The organism is Maricaulis maris (assembly GCF_049116555.1).
GTDB classification, from domain to species: Bacteria; Pseudomonadota; Alphaproteobacteria; order Caulobacterales; family Maricaulaceae; genus Maricaulis; species Maricaulis maris_C.
The window spans coordinates 416,189-433,532 of record NZ_JAGDYT010000006.1; the positions used below are offsets into that span (position 1 = coordinate 416,189).

Annotated in this window: 15 protein-coding genes; 13 read left to right on the forward strand and 2 right to left on the reverse strand. The window is 64.0% G+C overall.

All coding sequences use genetic code 11. The features are described 5' to 3' along the window. The first annotated feature begins 17 nt into the window (after window positions 1-17). Window positions 18-839 carry a hypothetical protein gene (locus JXQ94_RS09585; RefSeq protein ID WP_421923549.1) on the forward strand — a complete coding sequence of 274 codons (822 nt, stop codon included), beginning with the start codon at window positions 18-20 and terminating at the stop codon, window positions 837-839. Here the strand turns inward: JXQ94_RS09585 and JXQ94_RS09590 are convergent. Further along, window positions 836-3,217: a bifunctional diguanylate cyclase/phosphodiesterase gene (locus JXQ94_RS09590; protein ID WP_421923550.1), complete on the reverse strand. Its 2,382-nt coding sequence runs from the start codon at window positions 3,215-3,217 to the stop codon at window positions 836-838. The two genes, JXQ94_RS09585 and JXQ94_RS09590, sit on opposite strands and share 4 nt — an antisense overlap. 76 nt (window positions 3,218-3,293) lie before the next feature. Here JXQ94_RS09590 and rnhB point away from each other — a divergent pair, with 76 nt between their 5' ends. From rnhB to JXQ94_RS09605, 3 genes are all read left to right on the forward strand, one after another. Then, complete coding sequence (rnhB, locus tag JXQ94_RS09595) at window positions 3,294-3,944, forward strand: ribonuclease HII (RefSeq protein WP_421923735.1); 651 nt, start codon at window positions 3,294-3,296, stop codon at window positions 3,942-3,944. A 77-nt stretch (window positions 3,945-4,021) separates the two neighbouring features. Continuing rightward, entirely contained in the window at window positions 4,022-5,101 is a 1,080-nt protein-coding gene (locus JXQ94_RS09600) for a site-specific DNA-methyltransferase (protein ID WP_421923551.1), read from the forward strand. Window positions 5,102-5,111: 10 nt separating this feature from the next. Then, window positions 5,112-7,688, forward strand: coding sequence for an ATP-binding protein (locus JXQ94_RS09605; protein WP_421923552.1), 2,577 nt, complete (start codon window positions 5,112-5,114; stop codon window positions 7,686-7,688). On the opposite strand, the gene mutY is transcribed toward JXQ94_RS09605, so the two are convergent. After that, window positions 7,673-8,731, reverse strand: a complete 1,059-nt coding sequence (gene mutY / locus JXQ94_RS09610; RefSeq protein WP_421923553.1) for an A/G-specific adenine glycosylase — start codon at window positions 8,729-8,731, stop codon at window positions 7,673-7,675. The two genes, JXQ94_RS09605 and mutY, sit on opposite strands and share 16 nt — an antisense overlap. A 74-nt stretch (window positions 8,732-8,805) precedes the next feature. On the opposite strand from mutY, the gene JXQ94_RS09615 reads away from it, so the two are divergent. The 9 genes from JXQ94_RS09615 to JXQ94_RS09655 all read left to right on the forward strand — a co-directional run bounded on the left by JXQ94_RS09615 (window position 8,806) and on the right by JXQ94_RS09655 (window position 17,200). Then, window positions 8,806-9,324 carry a DciA family protein gene (locus JXQ94_RS09615; protein WP_421923736.1) on the forward strand — a complete coding sequence of 173 codons (519 nt, stop codon included), beginning with the start codon at window positions 8,806-8,808 and terminating at the stop codon, window positions 9,322-9,324. Window positions 9,325-9,347: 23 nt separating this feature from the next. Next, a complete protein-coding gene (locus JXQ94_RS09620; protein WP_421923554.1) occupies window positions 9,348-10,121 on the forward strand; it encodes a thioredoxin domain-containing protein in 774 nt (257 codons plus the stop codon). A gap of 8 nt (window positions 10,122-10,129) precedes the next feature. Continuing rightward, on the forward strand, window positions 10,130-10,888 hold the full coding sequence (locus JXQ94_RS09625) for a thioredoxin domain-containing protein (protein WP_421923555.1): 759 nt from the start codon (window positions 10,130-10,132) through the stop codon (window positions 10,886-10,888). An 82-nt stretch (window positions 10,889-10,970) separates the two neighbouring features. Further along, on the forward strand, window positions 10,971-14,417 hold the full coding sequence (gene smc, locus JXQ94_RS09630) for a chromosome segregation protein SMC (protein ID WP_421923556.1): 3,447 nt from the start codon (window positions 10,971-10,973) through the stop codon (window positions 14,415-14,417). A gap of 72 nt (window positions 14,418-14,489) precedes the next feature. Beyond that, entirely contained in the window at window positions 14,490-14,867 is a 378-nt protein-coding gene (locus tag JXQ94_RS09635; RefSeq protein WP_421923557.1) for an AtpZ/AtpI family protein, read from the forward strand. 53 nt (window positions 14,868-14,920) lie between these two features. Next, window positions 14,921-15,715, forward strand: a complete 795-nt coding sequence (locus JXQ94_RS09640; protein WP_421923559.1) for a F0F1 ATP synthase subunit A — start codon at window positions 14,921-14,923, stop codon at window positions 15,713-15,715. Between the two features lie 58 nt (window positions 15,716-15,773). Beyond that, window positions 15,774-15,998 (forward strand): F0F1 ATP synthase subunit C, encoded by a 225-nt coding sequence (locus JXQ94_RS09645; RefSeq protein WP_138511683.1) that lies wholly within the window; start codon window positions 15,774-15,776, stop codon window positions 15,996-15,998. A gap of 77 nt (window positions 15,999-16,075) precedes the next feature. Beyond that, a complete protein-coding gene (locus tag JXQ94_RS09650) occupies window positions 16,076-16,645 on the forward strand; it encodes a F0F1 ATP synthase subunit B' (protein ID WP_421923560.1) in 570 nt (189 codons plus the stop codon). A gap of 3 nt (window positions 16,646-16,648) precedes the next feature. Continuing rightward, window positions 16,649-17,200 carry a F0F1 ATP synthase subunit B gene (locus JXQ94_RS09655; protein WP_421923561.1) on the forward strand — a complete coding sequence of 184 codons (552 nt, stop codon included), beginning with the start codon at window positions 16,649-16,651 and terminating at the stop codon, window positions 17,198-17,200. The last annotated feature ends 144 nt before the right edge of the window (window positions 17,201-17,344 follow it).

Below are 17,344 nucleotides of genomic sequence, written 5' to 3' on the forward strand. Positions count from 1 at the left end.
GCGTTTTGCTTGTTGTGATGTCATTCGGCCTGGCCGGGTGCAATGGGTTCGGCACACTGGATGAGACCCTTCTTCCCGACGATGCGCGCCCCGTCTTCGACGCCGCCAAGGCTCTGGTTCTGGAAGGCGATCAGGACAGTATCGCGCCTCACTGGTATCCGGAGGTCGATCTGGCCACGATCCCGGACATCATCGAACAAATTCATGGCATCCTGCCTGACGCGCCGGCCGAAAGCGTCGACCTGGTGAATATCACACGCTTCTCAGGCGAGGACCCCGCGCTTGGAAGCTTCAGCCAGATCACGGCAACCTACATCGCGCGCTGGCCGGATCAGCACTTCAGCCTCGTCGCTCAGGTGACGCGCGTTGAGGACGGGCGCTGGCAGCTCAACCGATTCCGGATCTACCCGATTGATGCGGCCCTGGAAGGCCCTGCCACGATCGAGGATTGGGGGCTCGCGCGCAGCATCTGGGTCGGCATCACTGCCGTTGTCATCGCCTTTATCCTGCTGACCCTGGTCAGCTTGTACCGTTTCAGGCGGGTAAAGCGACGCATTCTCTGGACGATCTTCATCACCGCCGGGTGTTTCCCCGTTTTCGCCATGGACTGGGCCACGGCGAGCTGGTGGCTTGAATCGCCCGCGCTGCATTCGACCGAGGGGGCGTTTCGCCTCAGCCTGTTCGAATTCAAGTTACTGGGAGCCGCCTTCGCTCGAGCCGGAATCCACGCGCCCTGGATAGCAGAAGTCTGCGTGCCAATCGGCGCCTTGTGCTTTTGGTATCGAGTCATGCGCGGCGGCCCGACCCGCCGCGAGCACTTGGAAAGTCGACCGCGCTAGGCCTGCTGCTGCCGCAGCGGTCTGGACGACCCGACCAGGGTGGCAATTTCCGCGCGGATGGCCTTTGACTCGGCATCGAAGCAGGCGATCTGGCCGCGCGTGATCGGTCGGGACAGCAAATAGCCTTGCAGGATCAGATCCGGCTGGAAGCCGAGCGCCCCGAGCTCGTCAAATTCTTCCACGCCTTCGACCACGACCGAAATACCCAGATCGCGTGCCAGGTCGATCGTGGCCCGGACAATGATCTGGGCTTCCGGATCATTTTGCAGACCGGTCATGAAGGACCGATCGATCTTGATCTTATCGAAGGGAAAGGCCCGCAGATAGCTGAGCGAGGAATAGCCGGTCCCGAAATCATCAATGGCCAGCCCGACGCCCAAATCCTTAAGACCGCGCAGGACCTTGATGGCGCGATCCTCGTCATCAATGAGCACGCCTTCAGTAATTTCAATCTCGAGCCGGTGCGGGGCCAGTCCGGATTTCGCAAGGGCGCGCTGAACCGAATAGACAAGATTGCCCTGCTTGAACTGGGCCGGGCTGACATTGACCGCGACCCGACGGTCATCGGGCCAGCTGACTGCTTCGCGGCAGGCCGTTTCAATCACCCACTCACCCATTTTCAGGATCAGGCCGGATTCCTCGGCGATCTGCACGAATTCCGTCGGCGCGACATTGCCGCGGCGGTCGTCATGCCAGCGCACCAGCGCCTCGAAACCGGAGATCCGGCCATCGCCCAGGCGGACTTGCGGCTGGAAATTGAGCGTCAGAAGATCGTCCTCGATCGCCAGCGCCAGATCCGCCTCCAGCATGCGACGCTCCTGCATCATCATGCCGAGCTTGGGGTCGAAATCGCAGACCCGGTTCCGCCCCTCACCCTTGGCCCGATAGAGGGCCAGGTCGGCCTGGTTCATCAATTTGTCCGGGTCCTCGCCGTCCAGCGGGAACAGTGTGACCCCACCCGAGGCCGACACTTTGAGGTGCAGCTTCCCGATGCTCAGGGGCGATCCGACATTATTGACGACGCGCTGGGCGGTGGTCAGCACATCCTCGCGGCAGCTCACATCCGGCAAGACGACCGCAAATTCATCGCCGCTCAACCGCGCCGCTATGGCATTGCGCGGCAGGGCGTCCAGCAAACGCTCGGACACCGAAACCAGCAATCGGTCCCCGGTGGCATGCCCGTGCACGTCATTGACCTCCTTGAAGCGGTCCAGATCGAAGAACATCAGGGCGACGAGGGATTCGTCATTCCAGGCCTTCTTGAGTTCAACCTCGAGCGCCTCGCGGAATTTCAGGCGATTGGGCAGGCCCGTCAGCGTGTCATGATGCGCCAGATGGGTCATGCGCGCCCGCGCGCGCTCCTCGGTGGAAATGTCCCGAAATACGAACAGCCGGGCTTCCTCGCCGCCAAAGTCCATCCAGCGCGACCGGACTTGCGCCGTCATCTCGGCCCGATCGCGACAGCGCAGCCGGCAGGTCAGCGCATCGCCGTCATCGGCCTCATGCATGGCTTCAATCGCGCCATAGTCCAGCGCAAGCTTGGCGAGCGGCATGCCAACAAGGTCATCGCGCTCAAGATTCAGCATCTCGCAAAAGCGCTCATTCATGTCGAGCATCATGCCATCGCGCACCATGACCACGCCCTCGAAGGTCGCCTCCGCCAGGGCCCGGATACGGCGCGTTTCTGCCTGCCGGCGCTGGCCGAGATGTTGGTCGATCACGGCCGTCGCAAGGCCCACACTGGCGACAAAGACCGCGCCCAGCGCAATCGTGACAGCCAGCAATTTGGGCGACAGGGAACCGCTCGGCAGCGCCTCGGCCATGACCGGGTCCAGCTGCATCGCGCCCATGGAGATGTAGTGCAGGCTGACGACGCCGCCGACCAGAAGTGCGGCCCCGCCAATCACGCCGCGGCGATCATTCACGCCCAGCATCAAGGCACCCGCAGCCGCCGAGAACTGCACCCCCAGCGCGAGGGCTGCGATCACCAGGCCGACATCCCAGCTCACGATCGCGCTGCCCCGCATGGCCTCAATGCCCACGAAATGCATCGCGGCAATGCCGGCACCGACAACGGCGCCACCGATCAGCGATGCATAACGATGGGTCCATCGAACGGCGACGGCCCAGCCGCCGGTGGAAACGGCAACCGCGAGAAGGAGCGATGCAGCCGTCTCGATCAGTCGGAACCCGACAGGGGTCGCGCTTTCATAGGCCAGCATGGACACGAAATGCGTGCCCCAGACCCCGGTCCCCGTGACGAAGCCCGCGAAGAGCAGCCAGGCCGGTTGCCGCGCGGACTCGGCCGCCTGGGCACGACGCACCAGAAAGCTTGCCGCCAGCGCTGACAGCGCGCACAGAAGCGCTGCGACAGCCACCAACCGAAGATCGTGTTCAACCGTCAGGCTATGATAAACGCGAAACACCAAATGCCCCAAAGGATCTGCTTTGAGTGTGACCCTCCCACAAAAAACCAATCATAGCCTTAACGGGGATGATGCCGATTCCGCGCGACGGGTCGCCGGGGTCGATGAAGCCGGGCGCGGACCGCTTGCTGGCCCCGTTGTCACAGCCGCCGTGATCCTCGATCCGAACCGCCCGATCGAGGGGTTGGGGGATTCCAAAGCACTCACGGATGCCCGTCGACGCGCCCTGGTCCCGCTGATCCGGGCTCACGCCTGGGTCGGGATCGGCATCGCCGAGCCGGCCGAGATTGACCGGCTCAATATCCTTCATGCGACCATGAGCGCCATGGCGCGGGCCGTCGCACGGCTCGCGATCCGCCCGGATCATGTCCTCATCGACGGCAACCGGATTCCACCCGGGCTGCCCTGCCCAGCCGACGCGATCGTAAAGGGCGATGCCAGCGAGGCCTGTATCAGTGCGGCCTCGATCATAGCCAAGACCCTGCGCGATGATCTGATGATGATCGCCGCCGCGCGTTTTCCGGGATACGGACTGGATGGCCACAAGGGGTATCCCAGCCCGGCCCACAAGCAGGCGCTGCAAGACCTGGGCGCCGCGCCCATCCATCGACGTTCCTATGCGCCGGTTCGCGCCGCGCTGGAACGCCGGTTTTCCACAGATGCGGATCAATGTGGATAACTTGATTCAGGGTTAACGGCCCGTTAGCCCTGTTGGCCCGAAAACTTGCTCCTGAAATGCGAGTGGAGTGGCGCGTCATGGCCAAGACAAAGATCGACCAGATCCTTGAAGGTGAATGCGTGGAAGTGATGAAATCGCTTCCCGACGAGAGTGTTGACCTGGTTTTCGCTGACCCGCCCTACAATCTCCAGCTCGGAGGCGATCTCCACCGCCCCGATAATTCCAAGGTCTCCGCGGTCGACAATGACTGGGATCAGATCGGTGGATTTGACGAGTATGACCTGTTCACCTGGAAATGGATGGAAGAAGCGCGTCGCGTCCTGAAGCCGAATGGCGCGATCTGGGTGATTGGCAGCTATCACAATATTTTCCGCGTCGGCGGCATCCTCCAGGATGCCGGTTTCTGGGTGCTCAATGACATCATCTGGCGCAAGTCCAATCCGATGCCGAACTTCAAGGGCACGCGCTTTACCAATGCGCACGAGACGCTGATCTGGGCCGCGAAGACCAAGGACGCCCGCCCGACCTTCAACTACGCGGCCATGAAGGCCCTCAATGACGGTGTGCAAATGCGCTCCGACTGGACCCTGCCGATCTGCACCGGCGGCGAACGCCTCAAGGATGCCGACGGCAAGAAAGCGCATCCGACGCAAAAGCCGGAAGCCCTGCTTCACCGCGTTCTGCTCTCGACGACCAATCCGGGCGACGTGGTTCTCGACCCCTTCTTCGGAACCGGCACGACCGGTGCTGCCGCGAAACGCCTCGGTCGCCACTATATCGGTATCGAGCGGGACCAATCCTATCTCGAGGTCGCCAGAAGCCGCCTCGATGCCATCACCCCGGCGGCAGGCGACACGCTGGATGTCACCCAGTCCAAGCGGGCCCAGCCGCGCATCCCGTTCGGCGCTCTGGTCGAACGCGGCATGCTCAAGCCGGGCGACACACTCTATTGCCCCAAGGGACGTCACACCGCCCGGGTCCGGGCCGACGGGACCCTGATTGCCGGTGATCGCGCCGGATCAATCCATCAGGTCGGAGCCCAGCTCCAGAGCGCGCCATCCTGCAATGGATGGACCTATTGGCACATACGCACCAAGCAGGGCCTGGCCCCGATCGACGTCATGCGTGCGGAGATCCGGGCCACGCTCGAGAATTGAGGCCTCTCGCATGACCGGGAGTCCCCCCGCGCCCAACGCCGAAGTCCCAACCGGACGCCCGACCTCGATCGCCTGGACCATGCTGACCGTCATCCTGGTGACCTCGATCCTCGTCTCCGGGTCGGGTGTCCTGGTTGCCGGGCTTGCGTTCTGGACGCAGCTCGAAAACCAGCAGCTTGTGCAGCTGGAAGATTATATCGATGAGCGCGGGCGCCGGAATGGCACCCTGTTCGAGACCGTCGCGCAGGTTCACCAGACCTCTGCCGCGCGCCTGGAGGCCGGACTTCAAGGCCTGTCCAATGACGCTGTCGCTGCCGAATTCGACGCGCTGTTCCCGCTTCAGGAAGACGGGACGCGACGCAGCCGAGATGATCTGTTCGACGGCTATCACGACACGCTCGGCAATCATCATTCGGGAGTCGGGGCCTATCTCAATCGCCCCGGCGGCTGGTCGGACGTGGAGCGGCGGCGGCTGGTCGCAGCTTACCAGGTCATCGACAGCACCGGCCAAAGCCTCTCCGGCCTGGTCGACAACATCTATTTTTTCACCTTCGACAATGAGTTGGTGATCTCCGCCGCCGGCCGCGAGGATCGACTCCTTTTCTATCGCCGCGAAGCGACCGCGACATTCGACCTCAGCAATGCCGACTTCACCGCCCTGTCGCGGCCGGAAAACAACCCCGACCGGGACTTCGTGTGCGGTGAGCTGAGCCAGCTCATCTATGTGCGTGATGCCCAGGCGCTCACCACCGGCTGTTTCACGCCCTATGATGTTGCCGGTGAAGCGATCGGCGCTTTCGGAACAACCATCCAGCTGGGCGATTATTTCGAAGCGGCGATGGCCAATCCGCCGCCGCATGGCGTGAACATGCTGATCGACCAGTTCGGCAATCTGATCGCCCACCCCGACCTGTTTGGCGAAAATGTCACCGAAGACCGGGTGGCCGCGCTCTATGCCCGCTATGGCCTGCAGGCCATTATCGACCAATTGCAGGCGCTCCCGGCCACCGAGATATCCGGCACAATCAGCAGTGAGGATGGGCGTTGGATCATTGCCTTTGCGCGCCTTGACGGTCCGGGCTGGATGAGCCTGTCGGTTGTCGATCGGACCATCCTGCGCCGCGATATCGCGTCACAACTTGCTTTCACGCTCGGCCTTGGCCTGCTTGGCGTCGCCCTGCAAGCCCTGCTGGCCTATTTCCTCCTGTTCCGCAGCGTGGTTCGCCCGCTGGTCGACCTGACCCGGCATTTCGGGACAACACGCCCGGCGCCGGCGGCAGAAAATCCGGCTCTCACCCGAGTGCTGGGTGCGCAGCACGAAATCGGCGCGCTGGCTCGAACCCTGGAAGAGCAACGCCTCGACAGTGCCGAGGCCTTCGAAAACCTGGAGAGCCGGGTCGCCGATCGCACCCGCGACCTGGAAGCCGCCAATCGCGCGAAAAACGCCTTCCTCGCCAATATCAGCCACGAGATCCGGACGCCGCTGAACGGCATCCTCGGTCTCGCCCAGGTCTTGCGGGCAAGCTCGCGCACCAAACAGCGCCAGGACCAGGCGCGCATGATCCAGGAGAGTGGTGAGACTCTGACCGCAATCCTCAATGACGTGCTCGACATGTCCAAGATTGAAGCCGGCAAGATGGACATCTCGCTGGAACCGGCTTCGCCGGCCACGCTCCTCGGCGATTTGCACTCACTGTTCGAGGCCGCGGCGGCGGCGAAGGCGCTGGACTTCACCCTGACACTCGATCCGGACCTGCCCGCCCAACTCGAGATCGACGCCCTGCGGACCCGTCAGTGCATCGCCAACCTGGTGTCCAATGCCATCAAGTTCACCCAGACCGGTTCTGTTGCCATTGCGGCGCGCTGGTCCGCCTCGGCCGGGGCGAGCGGCGCACTGGACATTACTGTCTCCGACACGGGCATCGGCATCGCGCCCGACAAGCTGGACATCTTGTTCGCTCCGTTCAGCCAGGCCGAGACGGCTATTGCCGGCGAATTTGGCGGCACCGGTCTGGGACTCTCCATCGCCCGCGACCTCGCCCGCCTCATGGGTGGAGATATCACCGCCCGGTCCGTCCCGGGAGAAGGCTCGACTTTCGTCTTCACCCTGCGCGCGGAACAGACCGGCGTGGCGGAGGTCAGACAGGAAGACCGCGCGCCCGACGATCTGGCGACCGATCCGATGTATGCGCCGCTGTGTGGTTTGCGCGTCCTCCTGGTCGAGGACAATTTCATCAACCGGCAGGTCGCGATGGCCTTCCTCAAATCCCTTCAGGTCACGATCACCGAGGCGGAGAATGGCCAGCTGGCGCTCGACGCCCTGGACCGTGAATCCTTCGACATTGTGCTGATGGATGTGCGCATGCCGATCATGGACGGCCTGGAAGCCACCCGGCGCCTGCGCGAGAGCGATCAGCCCTGGAGCGACATCCCGGTGACGGCTCTGACCGCCAATGCGTCCCGGCAGGATGCGGATATCTGCCTGGGTGCCGGCATGGACTCCTTCGCCACCAAGCCGCTCAAGGCCGCAACCCTTTTCGAAGCCATGCGCCGGGCCCGCGAAAGCCGCCCTTACCGACCCGACTGACCGCGGCTTCCAAGCACTTTGCGCATGACACTGGGCAAGGCCTCGGCGTCCAGCGCCCTTTCGTCCGCCCAATAGCCGGTTTCCGGTTCCCAATCCGCTGCGACTTCGACCTCACGCACATCCAGGCGCAGTTCGAAATGCGTGAAGATGTGGCGCACTTCGCCGCGCGACACCCAGACAGCCTCAAACGGCAGGCTCAGGCGGCCAGACTCCGCCTCGACCCAGTCACTGGAGGGCACTTCGGTCATGCCACCCAACAAACCGGTCTCGGCACGCCGGCGCAGCCAGACCTGGCCCTGGCGCCGCACCAGCCAGGCCGTTCCGTGGCGCACAGGCTTGGCCTTCTTCGGCGCCTTGACCGGATAGTGCTCCATGTCGCCGACCTGCGCCGCGGCGCAGGCAAATTGCCAGCAGCAGGCCGCACAATCGGGCTTGCGCGGGGTACAGATGGTAGCGCCGAGATCCATGATCGCCTGCGCATAATCGCCCGAGCGCTGCGGATCGGCGATCGCCCCGGCCTCGCGACGGATTTCCGGCTTGGCCCTGGGCATGGGCGTGGCAATGCGATGGAGACGGGTGATGACCCGTTCGACATTGCCGTCGACCACGCTGGCCGGCTTGTCAAAGGCCGCGGCCAGGATGGCATTGGCCGTATAGTCACCAATCCCCGGCAGCGCGCGCAATCCGTCCATGGTGTCCGGGAATTGACCGGCATGCGCCTCGGTCACGGCGACGGCACAGGCGTGCAGGTTGCGAGCCCGCGCGTAATAGCCCAGCCCGGCCCATTCCCGCAGCACATCATCGCGCGGTGCAGCGGCCAGGTCCTCGACCCGCGGCCACAGCGCGAGGAAGCGGTGCCAATAAGGCGTCGCATGCGGCACCGTGGTCTGTTGCAGCATGATTTCCGACAGCCAGATCGCATAGGGATCCGCGACGGCACCGGCAGACCGGTCTTCCGGACGGATCCGCCAGGGCAGGCTGCGGCCTTCTCGGTCATACCAGTCCAGCAAGGTCTCGCGCAGACGGGGAATTGCAGATGTCATGACAGGGCAGACCGGTTGCGGGCGGAGACATTCAAAGCGACACTGGAAGGATGATGCGCAAACCGCCTCCGTCAATGCTGGAAAAAGCTGCCAGCGACTTCATCAGCAGTCGTCGGGGCCGTCCGGCTGCGCGGCCGCAGCCTTCCATCGTGCGTGCGGTGGAGCGGGTGATGAAACCGCTCGCCCGTCAGTTCGGGGTCGGAGTCGAGCAGTTGCGCGAACATTGGAGCGAGATTGTCGGCGAACGCCTGGCCAAGTGGAGCGAGCCGGAGACGATCCAGCGCTCCGGCGGCATCAACACACTCGTCATCCGGGCCCGCGGCGCTGCCGGGGCTATTTTGCAGGCGGAGTCGCGTCGCATCCTGGAGCGGGTGCGCACCTTCGCCGGGGACCGTGCGCCGACACGGATCCGGGTCATCCACGGCCAGGCCCGGCGTTCGGCTCCGGCCACGCCGGCAGCGGCTCAAGCATCCGTGAAGCCCATGAAATCATCGTCACAAGTGAGCGAGGGGGTGGAACAAACGCCCGAGGCCCGCCTATTGTCGGCGCTGAACCGGTTTGAAAAATCGGTCAAAGCCCGCGAGGGATCGTGACCTACTGGCAGGGGGACCCTGAAATGAGCCTGACCCGACGACTTTTCTCCGCTGCGGCCATGACGGCTGCGCTCGCAGTGTCTGCCTGTGGCAGCAGCGATGCACCCGCCGGTGGCCAGACCAGTTTCGAACGCGAAGGCGATCGTGGCCTTGGCAGCCCGACCGCGCCGATCACCATGATCGAATACGCCTCCGTGGCCTGCGGCCACTGCGCCACCTTCCACAATGAAGTCTTCCCGATGATCGAGGAAGAATTCATCGAGACCGGTCAGGTCCGTTTCGTCCTGCGCGAGATGATCACCGGCTCACCGCAATTTGCCATTGCCGGTTTCTCTCTGGCCCATTGTGTGCCCGAAGATCGCTATTACGACATGGTCAGCCTGCTCTTCCAGCAGCAGAACGCCATCTTCCAGGCCGCCCAGACCCAGGGCAGTGCTCGCAACCAGTATCTCGCGATTGCCAGCGCGATGGGCATGAGCGAAGCTGATTTCAACCAGTGCCTGTCCGACGAGACCATCACCCAGGACATTCTGGATTCGAATGATCGCGCCGGCGATGAGGGCATTACCGGGACGCCGCGTTTCATCTTCAATGGCGAATTGCTCGACTCGCGCCGCGAGCCGGGTGAGTCGGCCTTCACCTATTTCCTCGGCAATCGCCAACTGCTCATCGATGGCGAGCCGGTGCCGAATTTCTCGGATGAGGAAACCTTCCGCCGCATCCTCAACCACCTCATTGCCGAGACTTCCGCCGGAGCCGAGAGTGAAGACGGCGCTGCCGACACGACAGAAGAATAGAGCCTGCCATGAGCGTCCTGCGTAACCTTGTCACCACATTCGCCTTGGCTGCGTCCCTGGCCTGGCCAGGACTGGCCCAGGCCCAGCTTGCCCACGGTGCCGGCGAGCTGCGCCCGACGGACCGGGTGACTGGGTCGCCGGACGCTGATCTTCTGATCATTGAATACGCTTCCTTCGCCTGCCCGCATTGCGCCTCCTTCCAGACCGATGTCTGGCCGATGATCGACAGCGAATTCGTCGAAACCGGCCTCATTCGGTATTCGATCCGGCCCATGCTGACCTCGCCGCCGCAACTCGCCGGTGCCGGCATCATCCTCAGCGAATGCATCCCGGAGGACCGCTATTTCGACGCGGTCGACCTGTTGTTCGCCGAACAGGCAACCATTTTCGAGGCCGCCCGGAGTGGCGGTGATCTTCTGGCTGTCTACAACCGGATCGCTGCCGCGACCGGCGGCTCGGCGGAAGGGCTGCTGGCCTGCCTCCAGGACCGGGCGGCCAATGACCGCGTCACCGCATACGCCATTGCGGCAGCTGAGGACGGCATTCGATCCACGCCGAGCTTCATCATCAATGGGGATTTGCTCGCCATTGGCCATGAAGGCGAGGAAAGCGGGACCCACAATCACGCCATGGCCGGCCCGACCATCTTCCTGCATGGCGGCGAACCGCTTCTGATCAATGGAGAAACGGTCCCCGGTCGTTTGGACGAAGACTCTTTCCGCCGAATCATTCTTCACTTCCTCGATGTGACCGATTCGGCAGACTAGGCAGGCATTCTGAACAGTCCGGCTTCACGCCACCGCCGCAATTGGATGTCAAACTGGGTATTCGCGGCGCAAGGGAGACCGGGTGAAGTTCACACAGCTCAGGCTGGCCGGATTCAAGTCATTCGTCGAACCGACGGAATTACGAATTGATCCGGGCCTTACAGGCGTGATCGGACCCAACGGTTGCGGCAAGTCGAATCTGCTTGAAGCCCTGCGCTGGGTGATGGGCGCGACCTCTGCCAAATCGTTGCGCGGTGACGGCATGGAAGACGTGATCTTCTCCGGCACCGATGCCCGCCCTTCCCGCAATTTCGCCGAAGTCGTGCTCTCGGTCGACAATGCCGACAAGCTCGCCCCGGCCCGTTTCAACGACGCCGACACGCTCGACGTCACCCGCCGCATCACGCGAGGCGCCGGCTCGGCTTACAAGATCAATGGCGAGGAAGTGCGGGCCAAGGATGTCCAGCTTCTCTTCATGGATGCCGGTACGGGCGCCAATTCGCCTGCCCTCGTCCGCCAGGGCCAGATTTCCGAACTGATCGCCTCCAAACCGCAAAACCGCCGGCGCGTCCTGGAAGAGGCCGCAGGCGTGTCCGGTCTGCGCGCGCGCCGCCACGAGGCCGAGCTGCGCCTGAAGGGCGCCGAGACCAATCTCGACCGGTTGCAGGAAGTGATCGACGAGATCACAGCCCGTCATGGCTCGCTTCAGCGCCAGGCCCGGCAGGCTTCGCGCTATCGCAAGCTGTCCGCCTCAATCCGCTCGCTGGAAGCGGCCGTCTGGCTCAATCGCTGGCGGGAGGCCGCCAGCGCCGTGGAAACCGCCGAGGCCAGCCTGGCCGACAAACAGACTGCCACCGAGGACGCCTCGCTCGCCGCGGCCGAAGCGCGAACCCGGGCCGAAGTCCTTGCCGCCTCGCGCGAACCGGCACGTCAGGCCGAGGCCGAAGCGGCGGCCGCCCTGCGTTTGCTGGAGCGCGAGCGTGACCGCCTGCAGCGCGACGCGGAAGAGGTGCAGCGCTCCATTCACGGACTGGAACGCCGCCTCGACGATCTGGCCAATGCCACGCGGCGGGAAACCGATATTGCCGAAGACGCCCGTGCCAGCCGGGCCGAGGCGGAAAACCAGATTGCCCGCCTCGACGAGGAAACCAGCCGCGAACAGGCGTCGCTGGACAGCGCGGAAGCGGCCTCGCACGAAGCCGAAACCGCCCGCCAGGCCGCCGAGGAAGAGCTTGATCGCCGCGCCGCCGAGGCGGCTGACAAGCGGGCCTCGATCGAAACGGCCCGGCGCGATCTAAGCCGTCATGAATCCCGCCTCGCGCAGATTGATCGCGAAATTGAATCGGCGCGGTCCGAGTTCGACCGGGTCCGCAAGTCCACCGCCCTTTCGGATCTGGAACGAGCCGAGACAGACGCCGGCAGCGCAGAAACCGCTCTTCTCGAGGCGCGAGCCGTGCTCGAGACCGCTGAGACCGCCCGTCAATCGGCCGCCCAGGCGCTCGAGACCGCCGCCGATACCTGGCGCGAAGCCGCCGGCCAACGCGAAACACTGGAGCGCGAAACGCGGGCGCTGGAGCGCCTGCTCGCCGGGTCCCAGGCCGAGACGCTCTCCCCCGCCATCGAGGCTGTCCGGGCCCGCCCGGGCTATGAACACGCCCTCGCCGCGGCGCTGGGGGATGATCTGGAGGCCTCGCTCGATGCCAGCGCCTCACGGCACTGGGCCGAGACGGGCTGCCATGCCGACAGCCTGCCCGGCGGCTGTGTTCCTCTCTCCGACCACGTCCAGGCCCCACCGGCACTGAAAGCCCGGCTTGATGCCGTGGGCGTGATCAAGTCGGAGAAGGCTGCCAATGCGGCCATCAAGCTCAAACCGGGTCAGCGCCTGGTCACCCGCGAAGGTGATCTTTGGCGCTGGGATGGTCTGGTCGCGCGCGCGGACGCGCCGTCAGCCGCGGTCGCGCGGCTGGAACAGAAAAACCGCCTCGACGCCATCCGGGCCGAGCTGGATGAGAGTGCCACCGCCCACGACCAGGCGCGTGAGGCTGAAGCCTCGGCTCGCGAAACCGCCCGCACGACCCGGGAAGCGGAAGCCGAGGCCCGCGCCAGGATCGGCCCGGCCGAGCGCCAGTCGCGCCACACCCTCGCGCGGATATCCGATCTGCGCGAACATGCGGCCAAGGACGCCGCCCGCGCCACGGCTCTGGAAGAACGTCTCGACCGGCTGACCGCCGAACAGGCGGAAAACCGGGCCGCAATAGACCAGGCCCGGGCCGTGCTGGTCGAGGCGGAGACAGCCGAAGGCGATACCGACGCCCTCGACGCCGCGCGCGAAACCGCCGACGGGGCGCGCCGTGCTGCTGCCGATGCCCGCGCCGCACTGGAGAGCGTCAAGCGCGAACGCGAACAACGCCGTCAGCGCCGTATGGGCTTCAAGCGTGATCATGATGCCTGGGCGGAACGCTGCAAGTCGGCCGAGGCGCGCCTGGAAGAAATCGCCACCGAGCGCACCGGCGCTGAAGAACGCCTCGAGACCGCCCGCGCCCGCCCCGAAGTGATCGAGGATCAGCTCTTCGAACTGGCCGGCAAGCTGCGCAAGGCGGAAGCGACCGCCGAGGACGCCCGCCAGGCAGCCTCCGCCAATGAGGGCGAAGTGAAGCAGGCCGACAGCGCCGCCCGCCAGGCGGAAGCTGCGGCCTCGGCCACCCGCGAAGGTCGCGCCGCCGCCGAAGCGACGCTCACTGCCGCCCGCGACCGCCTCGCCGAGACCACGGACAGACTGCAGGACGCGACCGGCGAAGCGCCGGGTACGCTCAGCACGCGATTTGACGAGGACGAAATGTCCGAGCTCACACCGTCGGAGCTGGAACGTCGCCTGGACGAGGCCCGCCAGTCCCGTGAACGCCTGGGCGCGGTCAATCTTCGCGCCGATGACGAGGCCGAGGAATTGTCCGCCAAGATCGAGGAGATGACGCGTGAGCGCGATGATCTCATCGAAGCGATCGCGCGTCTGCGCAAGGCGGTGGAGGAATTGTCCCGCGAGGGTCGGGCCCGGTTGCTGGAAGCCTTCGACATCGTCAATAACCACTTCCAGACGCTGTTCGAGACCCTGTTCGAAGGGGGGCATGCCGAGCTGCGCCTGACCGAGCATGACGATCCGCTGGAAGCCGGTCTGGAAATCTTCGCCTGCCCGCCGGGCAAGCGGCTGGACAATATGGCTCTCATGTCCGGCGGTGAGCAGGCCCTGACCGCCTCGGCCCTGATTTTCGCGGTCTTCCTGTCAAATCCGGCACCGGTCTGTGTCCTCGACGAGGTCGATGCGCCGCTGGATGACGCCAATGTCGATCGCTATTGCCGGATGCTGACAGAAATGCGCCGCCTGACGGAGACGCGTTTCCTGGTCATCACGCACAACGCCCTGACCATGTCGCGCATGGACCGGCTCTACGGGGTCACCATGGCCGAACGGGGCGTTTCCCAGCTGGTCTCGGTCGACCTGGTGAGCGCGGAACAGCTTGTCGCCGCCGAGTAGCAAATACGATCAATTATATCAGCAACTTACCAAGCGCGCAGGCTTGCTTGACTTGCCGCAGGGCCGTGGATAGTGTGCGCGCGCCTGTGGGGGGCTCTTCTTCCGCAGGCAGACCGGTCCAACATGTCAGGCGAAGACGACAACCCGCGCACCCATTCCCGAGCCGATCTGGACGAGCTGCAGCAGCGCATTGATGCGAAGCGCAGCAAGCACCAAGAACCGGCCGGAAAACCACCCAGCTCTGCTTGGTCACTGGGAATGCGTTACGGGTCAGAATTCTTCGGCGGCGTGCTGGTTGGCGGTGTGCTGGGCTTCGGGCTCGACCTCATCGCCGGAATCAGTCCTTTCGGTCTGATCATCGGTACGATGCTGGGTTTCGCGGCAGGCACTCTTAATGTGGTGCGCGCCGCACGCGAGATAAGTTCGGAGTCCGACGGCGATAACGCCTGACGATTTCACGGGTTCAAGACGGCGCAAGCCGCAAGACATGAAAGAGGCCGGGCGTGGCAGACACCAACCCGATCAAGCAGTTTGAAGTCCACGAGGTTTTCCCCTTCGAGGCCTTTGGTCTGAATCTGGCTTTCACCAATTCCAGCTATTTCATGATGCTGACGGCGGTCCTGACCATCGGACTGTTCACCATCGCCATGTCGAGCCGGGCCCTGGTGCCGAACCGCGCCCAGTCGGTGGCCGAGATCATTTACGGCTTTGTCGCCGACATGGTCAGGTCGTCCGCCGGTCAGGAAGGCCTGCGCTTCTTCCCCTTCGTGTTCACGCTCTTCATCTTCATCCTGGTCGCCAACATGCTCGGCATGTTCCCGTATTTCCCGGCGCCGGGTGCCCACTCCTTCACCGTGACCAGCCACCTGATCGTGACGGTTGCGATGGCCCTGCTGGTCTGGCTGACCGTCGTTGTGTACGGCGTCTATAAGAATGGTGCCAAATTCCTGCGCCTCTTCGTCCCGTCCGGCGTGCCCTGGCCGCTGCTTTTCATCGTGACGCCGATCGAGATCATTTCCTTCATCTCGCGCCCGATCAGCCATTCCGTGCGTCTGTTCGCCAACATGTTGGCCGGCCACATCCTGCTCAAAGTGTTCGCCGGCTTCGTCGTCGGGCTCGCTGCCTGGACCGTCGGCATGGAATGGGGTCCGATCCCGGGCTACATCTTCGGCATCGCGCCGTTCGCGATGACGCTCGGCCTGACCGCTCTCGAATTCCTGGTCGCCTTCCTGCAAGCCTATGTGTTTGCGGTGCTGACCTGCATCTATCTCAACGACGCCCTGCATCCGGGTCACTGATCCGCAGGCGTCACAAACCGCAACAACCTGATACAGCCCCCTCAAAGGAGTTTTTGATATGGAAGAAATGGGCAAATACATCGGTGCTGGCCTCGCTTGCCTCGGCATGCTCGGCGCTGCTGTCGGCGTGGGTAACATCTTCGGTTCCTTCCTGCAGGGTGCCATGCGCAATCCGTCGGCTGCCCAGTCGCAGTTCGGCAACCTGATCTTCGGCTTCGCCGTGACGGAAGCTCTGGGCATCTTCTCGCTGCTCATTGCCCTGCTGCTGCTGTTCGCCGTCTGATTATTCAGGAAGGTGGCCGCATCACCGGATGCGGCCCCTCTCCTTTTGCTCCACCTGATTAGAGGAGCCGGCGTCCCATGACGCACGCACCGCATTCAGAAGTGGCCCAACACGTCGCCGACGCTGCTGCCGACCATGCAGATTCGGGTGTGTTCCCGCCCTTCGACCCGACCTATTTCGCGTCGCAGCTCTTCTGGCTGACGATCTTCTTCGTGATTTTGTACGTCGCGCTGGATCGTTTCATTCTGCCGAAGATCAAGACGACGATCGAAGACCGCCGCGATCGTATCGCGGACGATCTGGACGCTGCCGCCCAGGCCAAGGCTGATGCCGAAGCCGCCGGCGAAGCGTATGAGAAATCGCTCGCTGAAGCGCGTTCCAAGGCACATGTCATCGCGGCGGATACGCGCAAGGCGCTCGACGCCGAGATCGCCAAGGAAACCGCTGGCGTGGAAGCCGAGCTGGCAACCAAGCAGGAAACCGCGGAAGCGGCGATCCGCAAGGCCAAGGAAAAGGCATTTTCCGAAGTCCGCGGGATCGCGACCACGGCAACGTCTGCGGCTGTCACGGCACTTGCTGGCGTGGATGTCTCCGAGGCCGACGCCGGCAAGGCCGTCGACGGTCTGCTCAAGGCGAAGGAGGCCTAGCCCATGATGATCCGTGCTGAAGAAACCGGACACGGCGAAGAGCAGACCATCCTGGAATGGCTGGCTGCACAGCCGGGCGACCCGTCCTTCTTTGCCTTCCTGGCCCTGATCGTCTTCTTTGCCCTGCTTCTGCGCATGGGCGTCCACAAGACGATCGCCAAGACGCTGGATGACCGCGCCGATGCCATCTCCTCGGAGCTGGACGAGGCCAAACGCCTGCGTGAGGAAGCCGCTGAAATGCTGGCCTCCTATCAGCGCAAGCAGCGCGAGGCGGAAGCCGAAGCCGAGGCGATCATCACCCAGGCCAAGACTGAGGCGAAGTCGCTGAAAGCGGAAGCCCGCAAGGAAATGACCGAGCGTCTCGAACGCCGCACGGCCATGGCCGAGCAGCGCATCGCCCAGGCCGAGGCCCAGGCCGCCGCGGAAGTCAAAGCCGCTGCTGCCGAGCTCGCTGCCCAGGCGGCTGAGGAGATCCTCAAGACGCAGTTGAAGAAGACTGATCTGAACAGGATCGTCGACGCCGACATCAAATCGGTTGGCGAACAGCTCAACTAGGCCGCTCCCGGCCCTGAGATGACAACAAGCCCGCGGCGCAAGCTGCGGGCTTTTTTCTTGGCCGGTACCGCGTAATCGGACAAATATTGCCGATAGTGGCAACTAAGGGAGATAACCGGACTCATAATGCCTGTTTGACACTTC

Bases quoted from the DNA above. Each gene is read 5' to 3' on its own strand.
- mutY (WP_421923553.1), bottom strand. From the start codon at position 8,731: ATGACATCTGCAATTCCCCGTCTGCGCGAGACCTTGCTGGACTGGTAT.
- JXQ94_RS09585 (WP_421923549.1), top strand. From the start codon at position 18: ATGTCATTCGGCCTGGCCGGGTGCAATGGGTTCGGCACACTGGATGAG.
- JXQ94_RS09625 (WP_421923555.1), top strand. From the start codon at position 10,130: ATGAGCGTCCTGCGTAACCTTGTCACCACATTCGCCTTGGCTGCGTCC.
- JXQ94_RS09645 (WP_138511683.1), top strand. From the start codon at position 15,774: ATGGAAGAAATGGGCAAATACATCGGTGCTGGCCTCGCTTGCCTCGGC.
- JXQ94_RS09655 (WP_421923561.1), top strand. From the start codon at position 16,649: ATGATGATCCGTGCTGAAGAAACCGGACACGGCGAAGAGCAGACCATC.
- JXQ94_RS09650 (WP_421923560.1), top strand. From the start codon at position 16,076: ATGACGCACGCACCGCATTCAGAAGTGGCCCAACACGTCGCCGACGCT.
- JXQ94_RS09620 (WP_421923554.1), top strand. From the start codon at position 9,348: ATGAGCCTGACCCGACGACTTTTCTCCGCTGCGGCCATGACGGCTGCG.
- JXQ94_RS09615 (WP_421923736.1), top strand. From the start codon at position 8,806: ATGCTGGAAAAAGCTGCCAGCGACTTCATCAGCAGTCGTCGGGGCCGT.
- JXQ94_RS09605 (WP_421923552.1), top strand. From the start codon at position 5,112: ATGACCGGGAGTCCCCCCGCGCCCAACGCCGAAGTCCCAACCGGACGC.
- JXQ94_RS09600 (WP_421923551.1), top strand. From the start codon at position 4,022: ATGGCCAAGACAAAGATCGACCAGATCCTTGAAGGTGAATGCGTGGAA.